The organism is Sphingobium sp. TomMM35A (assembly GCF_054771735.1).
On the sequence record NZ_BSRC01000001.1, the window covers coordinates 2,138,164 to 2,157,031 of the forward strand.

Sequence of the window (18,868 nt, forward strand, 5' to 3'; positions counted from 1 at the left end):
AGTCCATGTCAATTATCGAAAATCATGCAAAAGCGGCTGCCGCCCGGTTCAGGGCAGGCGGATATTCTCGGCAAAAGCAGCCTTCAGGCTGGCGGCATTGAGCGGGTCCAGGCGGGGGAGACGGCCGAGGCTGGGCACCTTGGCAAGCTGCGGGATGATCCGCTCATTCTCCTCATGTGGATCGCCGATGAAAGCAATGCCTGCCAGCGGCACGCCCCGGCTGCGCAGCGCCTCGATGCTGAGCAGGCTGTGATTGATGGTGCCAAGCGCGGTGCGCGCGCAAAGAATCACCGGCAGCTGCCAATATGCAAAGAGATCGGCCATCAGCAGCGTTTCGCTGACCGGCACCAGCACGCCGCCTGCACCTTCCACAACCAGCGGCCCGTCCACTTGCGGCAGGGCGAGCTTGTCGAGATGCACTTCCACCCCGTCGATACGCGCCGCCAGATGAGGTGAAGCAGGCGTCCTGAGGCGGTAGGCCTCGGGAAGGATATGGGTCTTGGGAATGCCGCCAAGCCGGGCGACCGTTTCCTTGTCGCCTTCTGGATCGACCCCGGCCTGAACCGGCTTCCAATAATATGCGCCAAGTGCGCCTGCCAGGCCTGCGGCGAAGACCGTCTTGCCGATATCCGTGTCCGTTCCGGTGACCAGGAAGCGCGTCATCCCAAGACCCTCTGCAATTCTTCCCCAAGCGCCGCCACATCGGCTCGGCCGACATTCAATGTCAGGGAAATGCGCAGGCGGCTGGTGCCCGGCGGGACGGTAGGCGGGCGGATGCCGCGCACGTCGAAGCCTGCCTCCTGAAGTGCGGCGGCGGCAGCCATGGCGCGCCGGTCCTCACCGAGCAGGATCGGCACGATCTGGCTACGCGGCGCAGGCAGGCCCAACGGCGCGCAGATCACTTCGGCGGCATCGATGCACAGCGTCTTCAGCCGCGCGCGCAGGTCGTCCGCCTGCTCGATCCGATCGAGTGCGGCCGAAGCCGCCACCGCCATCAGAGGCGAGGGCGCGGTGGAGAAAATGAAGGCTCGTGCGCGGTTGATCAAATAGTCGATGATGATCTGCGGCCCGCAAATCAGTGCGCCTTCCACGCCCATCGCTTTGCCGCAGGTATGGAGCGTCACGACATTGTGCAGCCCGTCGAACCCGGCGGACAAGCCCCGGCCGCTCGGGCCGGACACGCCCGTGCCATGGGCTTCGTCGAGGATCAGCATCGCGTCATGCTGCGCCGCCAGTTTGGCAAGATCAGCGAGCGGAGCCGTATCGCCGTCCATCGAATAAAGCGTTTCGACCGCGATCCAGATGCGGCCCTTGCCGCCTTCCCCCCGCCAGGCGGTGATCAGGTCGGCGAAGCTCTGCACATCATTATGCCGGGCGAAGACAGTGGCGGCCTTGGACAGGCGGATGCCGTCATGCACGCTGGCGTGGATCAGCTCGTCCGCAACGATCAGGTCGCCCCGCTGCGGCAATGTCGAAAACAGCGCGCTATTGGCTGCGAAGCCATTGGCGAGGAACAAGGCCGCCTGCGTGCGGAAGAAGGCCGCAGCCTTCGCCTCCAGCCCCTCATGCTCGGGTGCGTTGCCGCGCAGCAGGCGGGAGCCACCCGATCCCACGGGCACGCCCCGCGCCACCGCATCCGCCACCGCTTGGCCGATCATCGGATCGGACGCGAGGCCCAGATAGTCGTTGGAGGCGAAATCGCGCCCGGCGCGCGGCACCAGGCGGCGCAGGCGGCCGCGACTTTCAAGAGCCGCCAGTTGCGAGCGGAAGGGTTCGCTTGTCATGGCGGGCCCTATAGGCCCGCGACAGGCACAGGGGCAAGCTGGAGGGCCTGGCGTTCATCCGTCGAGCAAGGAAAGGCACCCTCCTCCCCCGCCTAAGTTCGAATAATCAGAAGGAGAAGCTCAACGCGAAGGACGCCACATTGTCATTGGCATCTTCCGCATTGGGCCGGAAGCCATGCTGATGCAGATAGCCGATTTCCGCATTCACATTCTTCGTGATTGGGGTGGTGATGGCGATCAGGTTGCGCATCCGCTCCTCCCCCTCGACCCGCTGGAAATTGGTGGTGTTGAGGTCGATGAAGCTTTCATGGCTCAGCACCAAGGCGGTCTTGCCGCCTTCCTTGAAAGGCAGCACATATTTGACATAGGGGCGGAAGCGCCACGCGGTGCCGTCGACACCTTCGCGCCAGCGCTCTTCCAGGCGAAGGCGCGCGCTCAACTGGCCCGGCCCGATCTTCACGATATTGTCGAACGTTACCTGCTGGCGGCCGCGATGCTCCATCACCGCGAACTCTCCGGCATTGTAGTTGGGATCGTGGGTGTAGCCCGCCCAGACCGTCACATTCTTCGTCACCTTGTAACCGAGGAGCGAATTCATCTCGACCTCGTAAAGGCCGTCGCGGTCTTCGCTGAACCGGGCAATGACTTCCTGAGATAAGCGCCATTTGTCGCTCAGCTTCACCGTGGCGCTGACACCGGTCCAAAGCTGATCATCCTCAGTCGCATGTGCCAGAGATGGCACAGCCAAGGCCAGCGAGGCCGTCAACAGCTTCAGAGTCGGTCGCATCATGATCTCCCATCGCCTTGTGGCGCGGGGGCCGACTATGACCTTTATGTGACCATGTCATTTCCATTTTATGTATTTTTTGTGACAATTGTTTCTGAAGTTATCCTGCGCCATGGCCGATCCAGATCGCACTAAAAATGGCCCCGTCCATCGCCGGACAGGGCCATCTTCGTCCTCGAAAATTTTTGCCGTCAGACGCCGTGTGCGAGAGCGGCGAGCAGCAGCAAGGCAACGATGTTCGTGATCTTTATCATCGGATTGACGGCCGGTCCGGCGGTGTCCTTATAAGGATCACCCACCGTATCGCCGGTCACCGCCGCCTTGTGCGCGTCAGATCCCTTGCCGCCATGGTTGCCGTCCTCGATATATTTCTTGGCATTGTCCCAGGCGCCCCCGCCTGAGGTCATCGAGAGCGCGACGAACAGGCCCGACACGATGACGCCAAGCAGCAAAGCGCCAAGCGCCGCAAAGCCGTTCGGCGTCCCGGCTACGGCGGAAATGGCGAAATAGACGATGATCGGCGCCAGCACCGGCAGCAGGCTGGGTATGATCATCTCCTTGATCGCCGCGCGGGTGACGAGATCGACCGTGCGGGCATAATCAGGGCGCGACGTGCCTTTCATGATGCCGCTGTTGGTGGCGAACTGATCGCGAACGTCCTTCACAACGTCGCCCGCCGCGCGGCCGACAGCCGTCATGCCCATCGCGCCGAACAGATAGGGCAGCAATGCGCCCAGCAGCAGACCGACGATGACGTAAGGATTGGACAGGCTGAAATCGACCGGCTCAGTCAGGCCGAGGGCCGAGTTGTAGAATTTGAGGTCCTCCGTGTAGGCGCCGAACAGCACAAGCGCTGCGAGCCCAGCCGAGCCGATGGCATAGCCCTTCGTCACTGCCTTGGTGGTGTTGCCCACGGCATCGAGCGCGTCGGTCTTGACCCGCACGCTGTCGTCGAGATGCGACATCTCCGCGATGCCGCCCGCATTGTCCGTCACAGGGCCATAGGCGTCCAGTGCCACGACCATGCCCGCGAGCGCCAGCATCGCGGTCGCTGCAAAGGCTATGCCGATCAGCCCCGCCAACTGATGCGCGACGATGATCCCCGCGACGATCACAAGCGTCGGAAGCGCGGTCGCTTCCAGGCTGACGGCTAGGCCCTGGATCACGTTGGTGCCGTGGCCGGTTTCAGACGCACGGGCTATGCTGCGCACCGGGCGATAATTGGTGCCGGTATAATATTCGGTGATCCAGACGATGAGGCCAGTGACAGCAAGCCCGACCATCATCGCCCAGAACAAGGCCCTGCCGGTATAACCGCCTGCGCCGTCCAGATCAGTGCCGAAGCGTGCATTCAAGTCTCCCAGCGTGAAGCTGGTTGCAAAATAGAGCGCCGGAATCGAAAGGATCGCGGTGGTCCAGAAGCCCTTGTAGAGCGCGCCCATGATCGACTGGCTGGAACCGAGACGCACCATATAGGTGCCGATGATCGAGGTGATGATGCACACGCCGCCAACGATCAGCGGCAGGGACATCAGCCGTTGCAGAAAGGCGTTGTCGACACCGCTCACCAGCAGGGCGGTCAGGACCATGGTCGCGCCGACCGTCACGACATAGGTTTCGAACAAATCGGCTGCCATGCCCGCGCAGTCACCGACATTGTCGCCGACATTGTCCGCAATCACGGCGGGGTTGCGTGGGTCGTCCTCCGGAATGCCCGCTTCCACCTTGCCCACAAGATCCGCGCCGACGTCCGCCGCCTTAGTGAAGATGCCGCCGCCCAGCCGCGCGAAGATCGAGATGAGGCTGGCGCCGAATGCAAGCGCTACCAGAGAGTCGATCACCAGCCGGTCATCGGGAGCGTGGCCCGCTGGCCCCGTCAGATACCAGAAGAAGACGCTGATCGCGAGCAGCGCCAGCCCTGCCACGAGCATGCCCGTGATCGCACCCGCGCGGAAAGCCACCGTAAGCCCGCTCTGCAATGTCGTGCGTGCCGCTTCGGCGGTACGGACATTGGCGCGCACGGAAATATTCATGCCGATGAAGCCGGCCGCCCCCGACAGGATCGCGCCGATCAGAAATCCGATTGCGGAGGTCCCGCCCAGGAAGAAGAAGACCAGGGCGGCCACCACGACCCCGACCATGCCGATCGTCATATATTGGCGGCTGAGATAGGCCTTCGCCCCCTCCTGAATCGCGCCCGCTATGGATTGCATGGTTTCATTGCCGGCAGACGCTGCCAGCACCTGACGACTGGTGAACAAGCCGTAGAGCACGGCCAGCAGGCCGCACCCTATGGCGATATAGACAATCTGCATGGATGTTCCTCTCCCCCTTGTTTTCCTGTCATCGGCCGCTCCGCAGGGAAAGACGGGCGGACGAAAGGCATGAAAGCGGGCGGCCGGAATTCGCGCTTCCGGCATCAGGCACCGCATCAATCAGCGTCAAGGTCACGGACATGATGGCGTCCAACCGGGCTGAGAAAAGGATGGCGCGAAGCTACAGGCAGGATGAGCGGCGTCAAGTCGTTACGAAACGCACCTGAATCAAGCTGTTGCGCGCTTGGCTTTCAACCATGTTCCCAGCCGAGCCGGTCCGGCAGCGGCACTGACGCCCCGTCGATCATCAGCGTGAGGCCTGACCCGGGAGAGAAGCTGCCTACTGGAATGGCCCTTACCGGCGGCTTGACGGAGGATGGCATGGCGAACAGGAGTTCATAATCATCGCCTGCGCGCGCGGCGGCGATCTGAGCGGCCGTGCCGCCGCCGCTCACCAGTTCCAGGGCCGAAGAGAGCGGCACATGGTCGATGGTGACGGATAGCCCGCTGGCCTGCGCCATGCGCATAGCGTCGATCAGGAGCCCGTCCGACACGTCCATCATCGCATGCACCTGGCCCGCGAGTAGCGCGCCTTCCGCAAGACGGGGCCTGGGACGCCGATAGGCCTCGACCAGCGGCCCTGACGCGGCAGGGTTCGATCGGAGCAAGTCCAGACCCGCCCCTGCGTCGCCTACTGGCCCGGTGAGGTAAAGGCGATCACCCGCCTGCGCGCCGCTCCTGGCAGGGACCGAACCGCTTGCCTCGCCAATCGCGGTCAGGCTGTAGCTGCGCGCGCTACCCTGCGGCATCTTTACCGTGTCTCCACCCAGAAGTGGCATGGCATGACGGCCGAGTGCCTCCCCCAATCCTTCGAGAAAGGCGACGTCCCAAGGGTCATCCCCTGACAGCGCATAGTTTAACAAACAGCCGACCGGCCGTGCGCCTTTGGCGGCGAGGTCGGACAGGTTGACCGCCGCCAGCTTCCAGCCGATGTCGGCGGGAGGATCGTTGGCAAGATGATGCACCCCCTCCACCATCGTGTCGCTGGTGAGGATCAGCCGCGAACCGCCCACGTCCAGAACGGCGGCATCGTCCTGCAGTCCGCGCGCGGCGGGATCATTGGCCAGCAGGCGGAGGAGGGTCAGGAAGCGGGATTCAGCGGACATGAAAATGACCTCGTTCGCCCTTGGCCCTAACAGAAGTGGTTCGTTACTTCCGCACATCCTTTGCGACGCCATCCAGCAGGCCGTTCACGAAACCCGCCTCGCGCTTGTCGTAAAAGGCGTGAGCCACGTCGACATATTCGCTGATCACGGTTCCGGTCGGCACATCGCGGCGCGCGATGAGCTCATAGGCGCCCGCACGCAGGATCTGCCGCATGGGCCTGTCCAGACGCTCGAGGCTCCAGCCCTTCGAAAGGCGGGCGGTGATCAGTCCGTCAATTTCGCCGCGCCGCTTGTCAACGCCAGTCACGATATCGTCGAAGAAGATTTCCTCCGCTTCGGCATAGGTCACATCCTCGATCGTCGCGCCGAGCCGGTGCTGATGGAATTCATGCAGCAGGACGCTAAGCGGCGTGCTTTCCATTTCCAGCTGGTACAGCGCCTGCACCGCGGCAAGGCGGGCGGCGGAGCGGGATTTGGAGCGTTCGTTCATAAAGGTCTTCTATTCCGATCAATTGGAGCCTGTCGAGAACCCTGCGCATCCGGTTCTCGACAGGCTCGAACCGAACGAAAATGATCAGCTCAGCCGCACCGCCACGGAGGCGGCGTGCGCGGGCAGTCCTTCCGCCTCCGCCAGCGCAACCGCCGCCGGGCCGATCGCATCGATCGCGGCCTGATCAAGGCTGAGGAAGCTGGTGCGCTTCATGAAGTCGAGTACCGATAGCCCCGAGGAGAAACGCGCGCGCCGCCCGGTGGGCAGGACGTGGTTCGGTCCCGCGACATAATCGCCCACCGCTTCGGGGGTCAGGCGGCCCAGGAACACCGATCCGGCATGACGAACCTGCGCAAACAGGATTTCGGGATCATCCACAGCCAGTTCCAGATGCTCGGCCGCCAGACGGTTGACGAGCGGCATGGCCTCTTCAAGATCGCGCACGAGGATGACCGCGCCATTTGCAGCCCAACTGGTCGTGGCGACCGCCTGCGTCGACAAGAGCGGCAAGCGCCTTTCCACCGCCGCTGCAACCGCGTCGGCGAAAACCGCATCGTCCGTGAACAGGATCGACTGGCTGGTCGGATCATGCTCCGATTGGCTCAGCAGATCGGCGGCGATCCAGTCCGGATCGTTTTTCCCGTCGGCGACGACAACGATCTCGGATGGGCCAGCGACCATGTCGATGCCGACCACGCCATATAATTGCCGCTTGGCTTCAGCGACCCAGGCATTGCCGGGCCCGGTGACGACATCCACAGGCTTGATCCGATCCGTGCCGTAGGCAAGCGCCGCCACCGCCTGAGCACCGCCGACGCGCCAGATTTCCTCGATACCGACGATGCTGGCAGCGGCGAGGACGAGCGGATTGATCACGCCATTGGGCGTCGGGGTCACCATGGCGATGCGCGACACGCCAGCCACCTTGGCGGGGATGACGTTCATCAGCAGCGAGCTGGGATACGCCGCCCGGCCGCCCGGTACATAAAGCCCCGCCGCATCGACCGGCCGCCAGCGTGCGCCCAGCCGCACGCCAGCGCTGTCGGTGCCATCGCTGTCCTGCGGCTTCTGCTTTTCATGATAGGCGGTGATACGTGCCGCCGCGAGTTCGAGGGCTTCGCGTAATTCGGACGAGATGCCGTCCAGCGCCGCGCGGCACTCGGCGGGGGTGACCGCCCAGCCGCTTGCTGCCAGATCGTGCCGGTCGAACCGGCTGGTATAATCGGCAAGTGCTGCATCGCCCTCCGCACGGACGCGCTTCAGAATCGCCGCGACATCGCGGGACACATCTTCATCCGCCTCGCGCCGGGCATCGACCAGCGCCGTGAAGGCGGCGGCGAAGTCGGCGTCACGGCTGTCGAGCCTAAGCGGCATCCCTGCCTCCTACGGCCTTGCGGAAGCCTTCCACCAACGGCGCCAGTTCGGCCGAACGCATCTTGTAGGCGGCGCGATTGACGACCAGCCGCGCCGAGACCTGCATGATGACATGGGTTTCGACCAACCCGTTCGCCTTGAGTGTCGCTCCCGACGACACGAGATCGACGATCCGCCGCGACAGGCCGAGCGAGGGCGCGAGTTCCATCGCTCCGTTCAGCTTCACGCACTCCGCCTGAATCCCACGCGCCTCATAGTAGCGGCGGGTCAGATAGGGATATTTGGTGGCGACTCGCACATGGCTCATCGCCGCCTCATCCTCCCCAGCAAGATCGACCGGTTCGGCGACCGACAAGCGGCAATGACCGATGTCGAGGTCGACCGGCGCATAAAGCTCGGAATAGTCGAACTCATCCACCACGTCGGAACCTACTATCCCGATCTGCGCCGCGCCATGGGCGACGAAGGTCGCCACGTCGAAGGCGCGCACGCGGATGATCGAAATGTCAGGGCGATTGGTGGCGAAGCGCAGCGCCCGGCTCTTCTTGTCATGAAACTCCGCCTCCGGCTCTATGCCGACGCGCGCGAGCATCGGCAGCGCCTCATCGAGGATGCGGCCTTTCGGGATGGCAAGGGTGAGCGGACGAGTCATGACCGGCGGGCCTTAGCGGCGCGCGCCATAAAGGACAATATTCATGCAGCGTGCGCCAGCGCCGCTTCGGTGGCCTCGATCCAGCCGCCCCCCAGCACCCGGTCGCCCGCATAGAGCACCGCCGCCTGCCCCGGCGCGACGCCATATTCGGGCGCGTCGAAAGCCAGGCGATCACCCTCCAGCCGGGCCGGGACGGGCTTGGCCATGGAGCGCACCTTGGCCGTCAGGGGGCCTGTGAAGGCGCCGCCAAGCCAGTTGATGTCACTCAGCCGCGCCGCAGACACCGCCAGCGCGGCCTTGGGTCCGACAATTACCCGCCGCCCGTCAGCATCGAGGCGGACGACATAAAGCGGCTCGGCCTGTCCGCCAATCTCCAGCCCCTTGCGCTGGCCAACGGTGTAGTGGATCAGCCCCTTATGCGTGCCGAGGACGCGACCATCGACATGGACGATGTCGCCGCCCTCGTCGGCATCCGGGCGCAGCTTGCGCACCACCCCTGCATAATCGCCATCGGGCACGAAGCAGATGTCCTGGCTGTCGGGCTTCAGCGCCACGGAGAGGCCGAGTTCCGCCGCGATTTCGCGCACCTGCGGCTTGGGTAGGCCACCCAGCGGAAAGCGCAGATAATCGAGCTGGGCCTGCGTCGTGGCGAAAAGGAAATAGCTCTGGTCGCGCGCCGGGTCCGCAGCCCGGTGCAGTTCAGCACCTTGCGCGCCTTCGACGCGGCGAACATAATGGCCGGTCGCCAGACAGTCGGCGCCCAGGTCTCGCGCTATCTGAAACAGATCGGTAAACTTCACCCCCATATTGCATTTGACGCAGGGGATAGGCGTCCGTCCCGACATATATTCATCGGCGAAGTCCGCGATCACTGAATCGCGAAAGCGGCTCTCATAGTCAAAGACATAATGGGCAATACCGATCCGATCGGCGACAGCGCGCGCGTCGCGTATGTCCTGCCCCGCGCAGCAGCTGCCGGTGCGGCCGACCGCCGCGCCATGATCATAAAGCTGGAGCGTCACGCCAATGGTTTCAGCCCCCGTGCGTGCAGCAAGAGCGGCAACGACGCTGGAATCCACGCCGCCTGACATGGCAACGACGATTCGCCGCTTCGCAAGCGGTTCGGGCAACTGAAATTCGGGCTGCATAGGCGGCCATATAATCGCCCGCTGCGATGCATTCCAGCCGGATTCGGCCCTTTCGCCTCCAAAGCATCGTTTCGGTTGCGCGAGTTTACCGGACTTTATCCTTTCTCCCCTACTTATCCTTCCCATGGATTTCGGTTTCCTTCGGGCAGGCGGGCTTAAACCCGCCAATGCCAGACCTGTCAGCCGGCCGCACGCGCCGGTCTGGCCGCTGCTGCGCGCCGCTTCCGCGGCGGAGCAGGCGGCCAGCCCGACCGCTCAGGCGGTTGCCGGGGTCCTGCGGGGGCAGGATGAACCAGGAGACTGGATCCAGGATTTGGCCGAAGTGTTCGCGCCACGTCCAAGCGGCATGATCGAAGCCGCGCGTCCGACGGGAAGCTTCAACCCGTTGATCGCACAGCATTTAAGAGTGGGACAAGGATGATGAAGGGGGCGTTTACCGTGGCGCTTTAGCTGATCTTCAGGGCTGACGCGCATAACGGTTGCCGCTGCTGAATTCGGCAACGCCAGTGCCGCTTTTTGAGGGTGAGAATGATAGAAAATCAAAAAATCCGACCTGCTCAGGTCGTCGGGCCGCTCGGGGAACCCTTGACTCTGGAGAGCCTGCCGCCTGCCAACACGACGCGCTGGGTCGTCCGCCGCAAGGCTGAGGTCGTCGCAGCCGTCAATGGAGGCCTGCTTACGGTCGATGAAGCCTGCGCGCGTTACTCGCTGACGCTGGAGGAATTTGCAGGATGGCAGCGCGCCGTGGACCGTTCAGGCATGCATGGCCTGCGCGTGACGCGGATTCAATATTATAAGTCGCTCTACGAACGGCAGCAGAAATACTGAGGATCCGCCAGTCCGGCACATGCTGGACGCGCTTCGGGCAAGTGCCGCCGAATGCAGATTCGGCGGCACTTTCTGTTGGTGGGCCATCCGATTCACCAGCCATTGTCAACCCAGAAACATTTCTCAGGGAACGCGAAGCCGAGTTCGCCGTTGAATAGATCAGCCAACCCGCTGGGGGCGCTGGTCCAAGGAGAGTGTGAAATGGGTATCATTTTGTGGCTTGTTGTCGGTGGCATCATTGGCTGGCTTGCCAGCATGGTCATGCGCACCGATGCGCAGCAGGGCATTTTGCTGAACATCGTCGTCGGCATCGTCGGCGCGTTCATTGGTGGCCTGATCTTTAGCGGCGGTTCGATCAATGATGGCCTGACGCTCTATAGCTTCCTCGTTTCCCTGGTAGGCGCCATCGTGCTGCTTGCCATCGTTAACCTGGTCCGTCGCGGATCGGTGCGTTAAAAAAACCACCCAAAGCATCGCTGGCGGGTATGAAGGGCTGCGTTTCGGCGCAGCCCTTTTCGTCATGCGGTCAACCGCGCCGCGCGAACCACCGGTAGATTGCCAGAACCGCGATCGACCCGAGAACCGCAGCAAGGAAGCTCGCCTGCTGCCCGGGTTCATAGATGCCGAGCAGACGCCCGACATAAGCGGCGAACAGCGCACCCGCTATCCCCAGCAATATAGTCACGACGCATCCACTTGGATCGCGGCCAGGCATCACCAGACGAGCGATCGCTCCAGCGAGCAGGCCTACGATGATCCACCCCAGTAATTCCATCCTAGCCTCCGCCCACATCCCCCATAGCGCCACAGGTGCGCCGATTTGGCAAGCGCGCGGGCCAGTGCCGCCGTTGCCCCGCTGGTGCGCACAGTGTATTTAGGGTTGAGCAGGGTGATGTATTTATATAACACAGCACCTGCCGGCTCGGCCGCCCGTTGATGGAACCAGGATGAACTACGAAACTCAGGTTGCCGGCGACGCTCCGGCGCGCATCTTTGGCGAAGAACCGCGCTCTTCCAAGCGGCGGGCGCTGACGATTGGCGCTGTGATCGCCATCATCCTGATTGCTGCGGCCGCCTGGATCAGCATGCATGGCAAGGGCGAGGATGCGGCCGCCACGGTGGAAGAGGCGCCGGTCGTCACCGTGCTGGTTCCCGGGCAATCCATCGTGCCCCGCATCGTGAGCGGCACCGGATCGCTCGCCGCTCGGGTCGACATGCCGGTCGGCGTGGTGGGCGAAGGCGGACAGGTCACGCGCGTGCTGGTGCAACCGGGCGACTGGGTGCGCGCCGGACAGGTGCTGGCAGTGATCGAACGATCGGTGCAGACCGAGCAGATACGTTCGCTCGCCGCACAGCTGGAGGTCAATCGGGCCGATGCGAAGCTGGCGCAGGCGCAGCTCGACCGGGCCCAAGCTCTTGTGAAGCGCGGTTTCATCAGCCGAGCCGACATCGATCAGCGTACCGCCACGCGCGACGCCGCCAACGCTCGGGTCAATGTCGCCGTAGCGCAGCTTGCCGAACAACGCGCCCGCACCGGGCGGCTCGATATTCGCGCGCCTGCCGCGGGCCTCGTCCTGACGCGAGAGGTGGAGCCGGGACAGATTGTGGGTTCGGGCAGCGGCGTGCTGTTCCGCATGGCCAAGGGTGGCGAGATGGAGCTTTTGACCCAGCTGAGCGAAGGCGATCTTGCGACGCTGCGGCCGGGTAACAGCGCAACAGTCACGCCTGTCGGTAGTCAAACCGAATTTTCAGGCCGCGTCTGGCAGGTATCGCCGGTCGTCGATCCGCAGACGCGGCAGGGCATTGTCCGCATCGCCATTCCCTATAACAAGGAAATCAGGCCAGGCGGCTTTGCTGCCGCCAAGATCGTGAGCGGCACCGCTACGGCACCGCTGCTGCCGGAGTCCGCCATTCAGACGGATGCCAAGGGGCATTTCGTCTATGTCATCAACGGAAGGAATGAGGCTGAACGGCGCGGCGTCGAGGTCGGGCAGGTCTCTCCGAAGGGTGTTCCGGTGACGCGCGGCCTCAATGGCGGCGAACGCATTGTCGCATCCGCAGGCGCATTCCTGCGGCCGGGGCAGAAGGTGCGGCCACAAGTTCAAAAGGCCGGGTAAGCCCGCGCAGGCGAGGAAGCCGTCATGAGTTTTCGCAATATCTCTGCCTGGGCCATCCGCAACCCAGTGTCCCCGCTCGTGCTGTTCGTAGCCCTGCTGCTGGCCGGCATGGTCAGCTTCGGCCGCATGGACGTCAACCAGCAGCCGGACGTCACCTTTCCCGTTGCTCAAGTGGTCGTTTTACAGCCGGGCGCCGCACCGCCTGAACTGGAAACCCAGGTAACCCAGCGCGTCGAAGCGGCGGTGCGTGGCATCAGCGGCGTGGACGAGATCACCTCAACAGTGTCTGAGGGTCAGTCGACGACGATCGTCCAGTTCCAGATCGGAACTCCGATCGACCGGGGCGTCAATGACGTCAAGAATGCGGTCGACCAAATCCGCAGCGACCTGCCCGAAGGCATATTGGAACCGCAGGTGACGCGCCTGGATGCCGATCGCCCGATCGCCTATTTCAGCGCCGAAGCCACCGACATGACCCTCGAACAATTGTCATGGTATGTCGACAATACCGTCGCCAAGCGGCTGCTCGCGGTGCCGGGCATGGCAGCAGTCCGGCGCGGTGGCGGCGTCACTCGCGAAATACGCGTCATTCTCGACCCGGCAAAGTTGCAGTCCCATGGGGTCACCGCCGCGCAGGTCAATCAACAGTTGCAGCAGGTCAACCTGAACGCTGCGGGCGGACGCACCGAAATCGCCGGAGCCGAACAGGCGATCCGCGTGCTCGGCAACGCACAGGATGCCTATGCGCTTGGCCAGACTCAGATAGCCATCCCAGGGGGCCGCACCGTAAAGCTGTCCGATCTAGCCGATGTTCGCGACATGTTTGCCGAACAGCGATCGCTTTCGCTGATGAACGGCATGCAGGTGACGAGCTTCAGCCTGGAAAAGGCGAAGGGATCATCCGACGTCACCGTATTCGACGATGCGATGAAGGTGATGGAGCAGCTGAAGAAGGAAAATCCGAAGGTCCGTTACAGGGAGCTGTTCAACAGCGTCGATTACACCAAGAGCCAGTACCACGCGGCGATGCAGTCGATGATCGAAGGCGCGGTGCTGGCGGTCGTCGTGGTGTTCCTGTTCCTGCGCGACTGGCGCGCGACGATCATCGCCGCGCTGGCCATTCCGCTGTCGGCCATTCCGACCTTCTGGTTCATGGATATGATGGGCTTCACGCTCAACGTCACCTCGCTCCTGGCCTTGAGTCTGGTTGCGGGCGTGCTGGTCGACGATGCCATCGTGGAAATCGAGAATATCGTCCGCCATATGCGCATGGGAAAGACGGCCTACCAGGCCTCGATCGACGCGGCGGACGAAATCGGACTGGCCGTGCTGGCTACGACCATGGCGATCGTTGCCGTGTTCCTGCCGGTCGGATTGATGCCGGGCATTTCAGGCCAGTTCTTCATCCAGTTCGGCATGACCGTCGTAGTGGCGGTGCTGCTCAGCCTGGCCGTCGCGCGCCTGATCACGCCGATGATCGCCGCCTATTTCCTGAAGGCGCATGGGCAGGAAAGCCATGGCGAAGGCTGGCTGATGGACGTCTATATGCGGGTGCTCCACTGGTCGCTGGATGAAAGCCGGGCCAATGCGCATCGCGCGCGGGGAGCAAGGCCGCGCTTTGCCGCATGGCTGCGCGATCACCGGATCTGGACGGTGGGCATAGGGGGGCTCGCATTTCTGGCGACGCTGCTTGCCTTCGGCACCCTGCCAATGGCGTTCCAGCCGTCGATGAACACCGATTACAGTCAGGTGAAGATCGAAACCGTGCCAGGCAGCACGCTTGCGCAGACCACTCAGGTTGCGCGCCGCGTGGCGGACATGCTGACGGCGGACAAGCAATTTGTCGACGCGGCTTTCGCGGACATCCAACCGACCAGCGCAAACATCTATCTAACGCTCAAGAAGGACCGGCCTGCGTCCTCCGTGGAATGGGAACGCAGCATGGCGCCCAAATTCCAGCAAATCGCAGATGCGCGCGTGAACTTCCAGTCGCAGGCAGGTGGCGGCATGGGCCGCGACGTTACCATCATGCTGGGCAGCGACAATGCCGAACTGCTTGACCAAACTGCAAACAAGCTGGTCGGCGAGATGCTGAGCGTGAAGGAAATACGGGCGCCTCGGGTACAGGGCGATATGAACAGACCCGAGATCATCATCAAGCCGCGCTTCGACCTGGCCGCCAGCCTTGGCGTCACGACGGCCGCGCTCAGCCAGACGATCCGAGTGGCGACGATCGGCGACATCGATCAGAATACCGCGAAATTCTCGCTCTCGGACCGGCAGATCCCGATCCGCGTCGCGGTGGAGGAGAATAGCCGAAGCGATATCACGACCATCGAGAACATGCCCGTACCGACGGTCAACGGCGGTTCGGTTCCGCTGAAAGTCGTTGCTGACGTGGAATTTGGCGCCGGGCCGACGCAGATACGCCGATATAATCAGATACGCCGGATCGTCGTCGATGCCGACTTTGCCCCAGGCATCGTCAGCAGTCAGGCGATGAAGAAGATCAACGCCCTGCCCACGATGAAGGAGATCAACGAAGGCCGCATCACCGGCATTCAGAAGATCAATACCGGTGAGTCGAAATGGCAGGCGGAGATGCTCAAGAACTTCGCCGTCGCGGTGATTTCCGGCATCCTGCTGGTGCTCGCGGTGCTGACGCTTCTGTACAAGCGGTTGATGCCGCCCTTCGTCAATCTCGGATCGCTGCTGCTGGCGCCGCTCGGCGGAGCCTTGGCATTGCATCTTACAGGCAATCCCATTTCGATGCCGGTCATGATTGGCGTCTTGATGCTGTTGGGTATCGTGGCGAAAAATTCGATCCTGGTGATCGACTTCGCGCTGGAGGAAATCCAGAAGGGGGTTCCTCGTTTCGACGCGATCATCGATGCCGGGCACAAGCGCGCGCAGCCGATCGTCATGACCACGGTCGCAATGGTGGCGGGCATGGTGCCGACCGCGGTTTCGCTTGGCGGGGATAGCGCGTGGCGCGCGCCGATGGGTATTACGGTGATCGGCGGGCTGCTTCTGTCCACGCTCCTCACGCTCGTCATCGTGCCTGCAACATTCAGTTTGGCGTTGCAGCTGGAAGGATGGGCGGGACCGCGCCTTGGCCGACGCCTGCTTACTTATAAGGCGGGAGACGACGCAAAGCATGAAGGAACTGCACAACCGGCGGAGTGAAGCCAATTGGCTGATCAGCGTGAAAGACGCGTGCGGCTGAACGAAACGGCGGCGTAACCGTTGGACGGACGATGAAGCAGCTTCCTGTGTCCCTGCCCGCCGCGCATGCCCCTGCCCGGACCCCGCGCGACATGCGGCTGGTGGCGACGGGCATGTTGATCGCGATGGCGCTGCTGTTCCTCGCCGCGCGATCCACGGTCCACCTGCACCCCGCGATCGGCTTCGTTCAGGCTTTTGCGGAAGCTGCCATGGTGGGCGGTCTGGCGGACTGGTTCGCGGTGACGGCGCTGTTCCGGCATCCGCTGGGACTGCCGATCCCGCATACGGCGATCATCCCGCGCAACAAGGACCGGATTGGCGACACGCTTGCGCTGTTCCTGAGGGACAATTTCCTGACCCCCGCCGTTGTCGCGCGCCGGATGCAGCGGCTGGATGTCGCAGCGGCCGCCGGGCGCTTCCTCGCCAGCCCCGCAGGCGGGGACGGCCGCTTGCGCGAAGGCGCATCGCGGCTGGCGGCGGACATGCTGGAGGCGCTAGATCAGGAGAGGCTTGGCGGCATGGTGAAGGGCGCCATTGCCCAACGGCTGCGCGGCATGAACGTCGCCCCGCTGATCGGGCAGGCCATCGAGGCGGCGATGCGCGACGGCCGCCATGCGCCGGTGATGGACGGCATCATCCATTGGGCCGACCGCACATTGGAGGCCAATGACCATCTTATCCGCCAGATGGTGCATGACCGGGCGGGCAAGATATTGCGATGGACAGGATTGGACGAAAACCTGTCCAACGCGATCATCGACGGGCTGCGGCGGCTGCTGGCGGAAATGGCCGCTGACCCGCAACATAGCCTGCGCCTCAAGGCCGAAGAAGGCATGGCAAAGCTGGCAAGCGACCTGCAATTCGATCCCGCGATGCAGGAGCGCGTCGCGCGCATCCGTGGCGAGATCGTGGACAATCCGGCGATGCAGCGTTGGATAGATGGCCTGTGGGAGCAAGCCCGTTCCGGATTGTTGCGCGCGGTGCGTGACCCCGGCAAGGCGATGGCCGGGCGGCTCGGCGAAGCATTGCAGCAACTGGGAACGACATTGCAGGAGGATTCGCGCCTGCGCCTGCTGATCAACCGCTTTGTGCGCCGGGCTGCGGTCGGCGCGACCGCCGCCTATGGCGATTCCATCGTGACGCTGGTCAGCGAGACGGTGCGCGGCTGGGATGCGGGCACGGTGACGAGCCGATTGGAGAGCGCCGTCGGGCGCGACCTGCAATATATCCGCATCAATGGGACGTTGGTCGGTGGACTCGTCGGCCTGGCCATTCACACGGTCGACACGCTGTTTTGACATTTTGCGGCGCGCGGCCTTGAAAGCCTGAATTTGGCTCCCTAATTGGCGTCAACAAGCATTTCAGTTGCAAATAGCAACTTTGATAAGGGGATTTTCATGATCAGCCTCTTCGATCCCGTTCAACTAGGCGCCGTCAAGGCGCGCAATCGGATATTGATGGCGCCGCTGACCCGCGCCCGCGCGACCCGCGACCATGTGCCGACGCCGATCATGGCCGATTATTATCGCCAGCGCGCCACGGCGGGCCTGATCATCAGCGAAGGCATCGGCGTGTCTCAGCAGGGCCTAGGTTGGCCATTCGCGGCGGGCATCTGGTCGGCCGAGCAGGTGGAGGCCTGGAAGCCGATCACCCAGGCCGTGCATGATGCGGGCGGCCGCATCTTTGCGCAGCTCTGGCACATGGGCCGCCTGGTCCATTCCAGCGTCAGCGGGCAGCAGCCCGTATCGTCCAGCCCGATCACCGCGCCCGGCCACGCCCATAGCTATGACGGCAACAAGCCCTATGAGCAGCCGCGCGCGCTGGAAGCGGACGAAATCCCGGGCCTGATCGCTAGCTATGTCACCGCTGCGCGCAACGCGCGTGAAGCCGGGTTCGATGGCGTCCAGATCCACGCCGCGAACGGCTATCTGATAGACGAATTCCTGCGCGACGGCGTCAACCAGCGGCAGGACGAGTATGGCGGCAGCCCGGAGAAGCGCGTCCGGCTGCTGCGCGAAATCACCCAGGCCGTCGCTGACGCTATCGGTGCTGACAGGACGGCGGTGCGCATCTCCATCAACGGCGCGTCGCAAGGCACGGACGATAGCGATCCCGCCAGCCTTGCCATCGCCATCGCCAAGGCGCTGGACCCAATCGGGATCGCCTTCCTCGAGATGCGCGAACTGCGTCCGGAGGGCACACGGGGAGCGAGCGACGTTCCGCGCCAGTCCCCCCTGATCCGCCGTCATTTCAACGGGCCGCTGGTCCTGAACAGCGATTATGACGCGGCCCGGGCGCAGGAGGATCTGGACAGCGGCCTTGCCCAGGCGATCAGCTTCGGACGCCCATTCATCGCCAATCCGGACCTGCCGGATCGCCTGTCGCTAGGCGCTCCGCTCAATCCCTTGAGCACCGACACGCTCTACACGCAGGGCCGCGAGGGCTATGTCGATTATCCGGTTCTCGCCAAGGCAGGCTGAACCCTTGATGGAAAGAGGGCCGCTCCGATCAAGGGCGCCCTTTTTCTTGTGAGCAGCGGCGCAGGGATCAGGCGCCGAATTTCTCGCGCAACGCCAGCATGGCAATGGCGGCCTTCGCAGCTTCGCCGCCCTTGTCCTTTTCATCCGGCTTGGCGCGGGTGAGCGCTTGCGCCTCGTTCTCGACGGTCAGGATGCCGTTGCCAATGGCGATGCCATCCATGCTGAGCGCCATGAGGCCCCGCGCGCTTTCGTTCGACACCACTTCGAAATGATAGGTTTCGCCGCGGATCACCACGCCGATCGCCACGAAGCCGTCATAACGGCCGGACTCCGCCGCCAGCGCGACCGCGCCGGGGATTTCCAGCGCGCCCGGCACCGTCACGACGTCATATTTATGCCCTTCCGCCTCCAACGCGGCCACCGCGCCTTCGATCAGCAGATCATTGAGATGGTCGTAGAAGCGTGCTTCAACGATCAGGAATTTCGCCACGGCCGTTATCCT

At 63.5% G+C, this 18,868-nt stretch carries 18 protein-coding genes; 7 read left to right on the top strand and 11 right to left on the bottom strand.

From position 1 onward, the window contains the following. Positions 1-48: 48 nt before the first annotated feature. From bioD to mnmA, 9 genes are all read right to left on the bottom strand, one after another. The gene (gene bioD / locus ACYU8T_RS10770) at positions 49-663 is read right to left on the bottom strand and encodes a dethiobiotin synthase (RefSeq protein WP_461159425.1); all 615 of its coding nucleotides are present in this window, start codon (positions 661-663) and stop codon (positions 49-51) included. Beyond that, the gene (locus ACYU8T_RS10775; RefSeq protein WP_461159426.1) at positions 660-1,784 is read right to left on the bottom strand and encodes an 8-amino-7-oxononanoate synthase; all 1,125 of its coding nucleotides are present in this window, start codon (positions 1,782-1,784) and stop codon (positions 660-662) included. Before ACYU8T_RS10775 ends, bioD begins: the two co-directional genes overlap by 4 nt. Before the next feature lie 106 nt (positions 1,785-1,890). Beyond that, a complete protein-coding gene (locus tag ACYU8T_RS10780; protein ID WP_461159797.1) occupies positions 1,891-2,571 on the bottom strand; it encodes a DUF2490 domain-containing protein in 681 nt (226 codons plus the stop codon). Positions 2,572-2,762: 191 nt separating this feature from the next. Next, complete coding sequence (locus ACYU8T_RS10785; RefSeq protein WP_461159427.1) at positions 2,763-4,886, bottom strand: sodium-translocating pyrophosphatase; 2,124 nt, start codon at positions 4,884-4,886, stop codon at positions 2,763-2,765. Positions 4,887-5,137: 251 nt separating this feature from the next. Then, complete coding sequence (gene thiL, locus ACYU8T_RS10790) at positions 5,138-6,052, bottom strand: thiamine-phosphate kinase (protein WP_461159428.1); 915 nt, start codon at positions 6,050-6,052, stop codon at positions 5,138-5,140. Between the two features lie 43 nt (positions 6,053-6,095). After that, positions 6,096-6,542: a transcription antitermination factor NusB gene (gene nusB / locus ACYU8T_RS10795; RefSeq protein WP_097092537.1), complete on the bottom strand. Its 447-nt coding sequence runs from the start codon at positions 6,540-6,542 to the stop codon at positions 6,096-6,098. A gap of 84 nt (positions 6,543-6,626) precedes the next feature. Further along, positions 6,627-7,916, bottom strand: coding sequence for a histidinol dehydrogenase (gene hisD / locus ACYU8T_RS10800; RefSeq protein ID WP_461159429.1), 1,290 nt, complete (start codon positions 7,914-7,916; stop codon positions 6,627-6,629). After that, complete coding sequence (hisG, locus tag ACYU8T_RS10805; RefSeq protein WP_097092539.1) at positions 7,906-8,568, bottom strand: ATP phosphoribosyltransferase; 663 nt, start codon at positions 8,566-8,568, stop codon at positions 7,906-7,908. The genes hisD and hisG overlap by 11 nt, the downstream gene beginning before the upstream one ends. A gap of 41 nt (positions 8,569-8,609) precedes the next feature. Beyond that, complete coding sequence (gene mnmA, locus ACYU8T_RS10810; RefSeq protein ID WP_247229949.1) at positions 8,610-9,716, bottom strand: tRNA 2-thiouridine(34) synthase MnmA; 1,107 nt, start codon at positions 9,714-9,716, stop codon at positions 8,610-8,612. A gap of 124 nt (positions 9,717-9,840) precedes the next feature. Here mnmA and ACYU8T_RS10815 point away from each other — a divergent pair, with 124 nt between their 5' ends. From ACYU8T_RS10815 to ACYU8T_RS10825, 3 genes are all read left to right on the top strand, one after another. Continuing rightward, positions 9,841-10,137 (top strand): hypothetical protein, encoded by a 297-nt coding sequence (locus ACYU8T_RS10815; RefSeq protein WP_097092541.1) that lies wholly within the window; start codon positions 9,841-9,843, stop codon positions 10,135-10,137. 107 nt (positions 10,138-10,244) lie between these two features. After that, the gene (sciP, locus tag ACYU8T_RS10820) at positions 10,245-10,544 is read left to right on the top strand and encodes a CtrA inhibitor SciP (protein ID WP_097092542.1); all 300 of its coding nucleotides are present in this window, start codon (positions 10,245-10,247) and stop codon (positions 10,542-10,544) included. A 201-nt stretch (positions 10,545-10,745) separates the two neighbouring features. Then, positions 10,746-11,000 carry a GlsB/YeaQ/YmgE family stress response membrane protein gene (locus ACYU8T_RS10825; protein WP_022682486.1) on the top strand — a complete coding sequence of 85 codons (255 nt, stop codon included), beginning with the start codon at positions 10,746-10,748 and terminating at the stop codon, positions 10,998-11,000. A 70-nt stretch (positions 11,001-11,070) separates the two neighbouring features. On the opposite strand, the gene ACYU8T_RS10830 is transcribed toward ACYU8T_RS10825, so the two are convergent. Then, positions 11,071-11,319 carry a GlsB/YeaQ/YmgE family stress response membrane protein gene (locus tag ACYU8T_RS10830; RefSeq protein ID WP_097092543.1) on the bottom strand — a complete coding sequence of 83 codons (249 nt, stop codon included), beginning with the start codon at positions 11,317-11,319 and terminating at the stop codon, positions 11,071-11,073. Positions 11,320-11,491: 172 nt separating this feature from the next. On the opposite strand from ACYU8T_RS10830, the gene ACYU8T_RS10835 reads away from it, so the two are divergent. The 4 genes from ACYU8T_RS10835 to ACYU8T_RS10850 all read left to right on the top strand — a co-directional run bounded on the left by ACYU8T_RS10835 (position 11,492) and on the right by ACYU8T_RS10850 (position 18,366). Next, positions 11,492-12,661, top strand: a complete 1,170-nt coding sequence (locus tag ACYU8T_RS10835) for an efflux RND transporter periplasmic adaptor subunit (RefSeq protein WP_461159430.1) — start codon at positions 11,492-11,494, stop codon at positions 12,659-12,661. Between the two features lie 24 nt (positions 12,662-12,685). After that, positions 12,686-15,847, top strand: a complete 3,162-nt coding sequence (locus ACYU8T_RS10840) for an efflux RND transporter permease subunit (protein WP_247229955.1) — start codon at positions 12,686-12,688, stop codon at positions 15,845-15,847. A 71-nt stretch (positions 15,848-15,918) separates the two neighbouring features. Beyond that, on the top strand, positions 15,919-17,184 hold the full coding sequence (locus tag ACYU8T_RS10845) for a DUF445 domain-containing protein (protein ID WP_461159431.1): 1,266 nt from the start codon (positions 15,919-15,921) through the stop codon (positions 17,182-17,184). A gap of 99 nt (positions 17,185-17,283) precedes the next feature. Then, positions 17,284-18,366, top strand: a complete 1,083-nt coding sequence (locus ACYU8T_RS10850) for an alkene reductase (protein ID WP_461159432.1) — start codon at positions 17,284-17,286, stop codon at positions 18,364-18,366. Between the two features lie 67 nt (positions 18,367-18,433). Here ACYU8T_RS10850 and ribH read toward each other — a convergent pair whose 3' ends face one another. Continuing rightward, a complete protein-coding gene (gene ribH, locus ACYU8T_RS10855) occupies positions 18,434-18,856 on the bottom strand; it encodes a 6,7-dimethyl-8-ribityllumazine synthase (RefSeq protein ID WP_097092547.1) in 423 nt (140 codons plus the stop codon). Positions 18,857-18,868 lie beyond the last annotated feature (12 nt).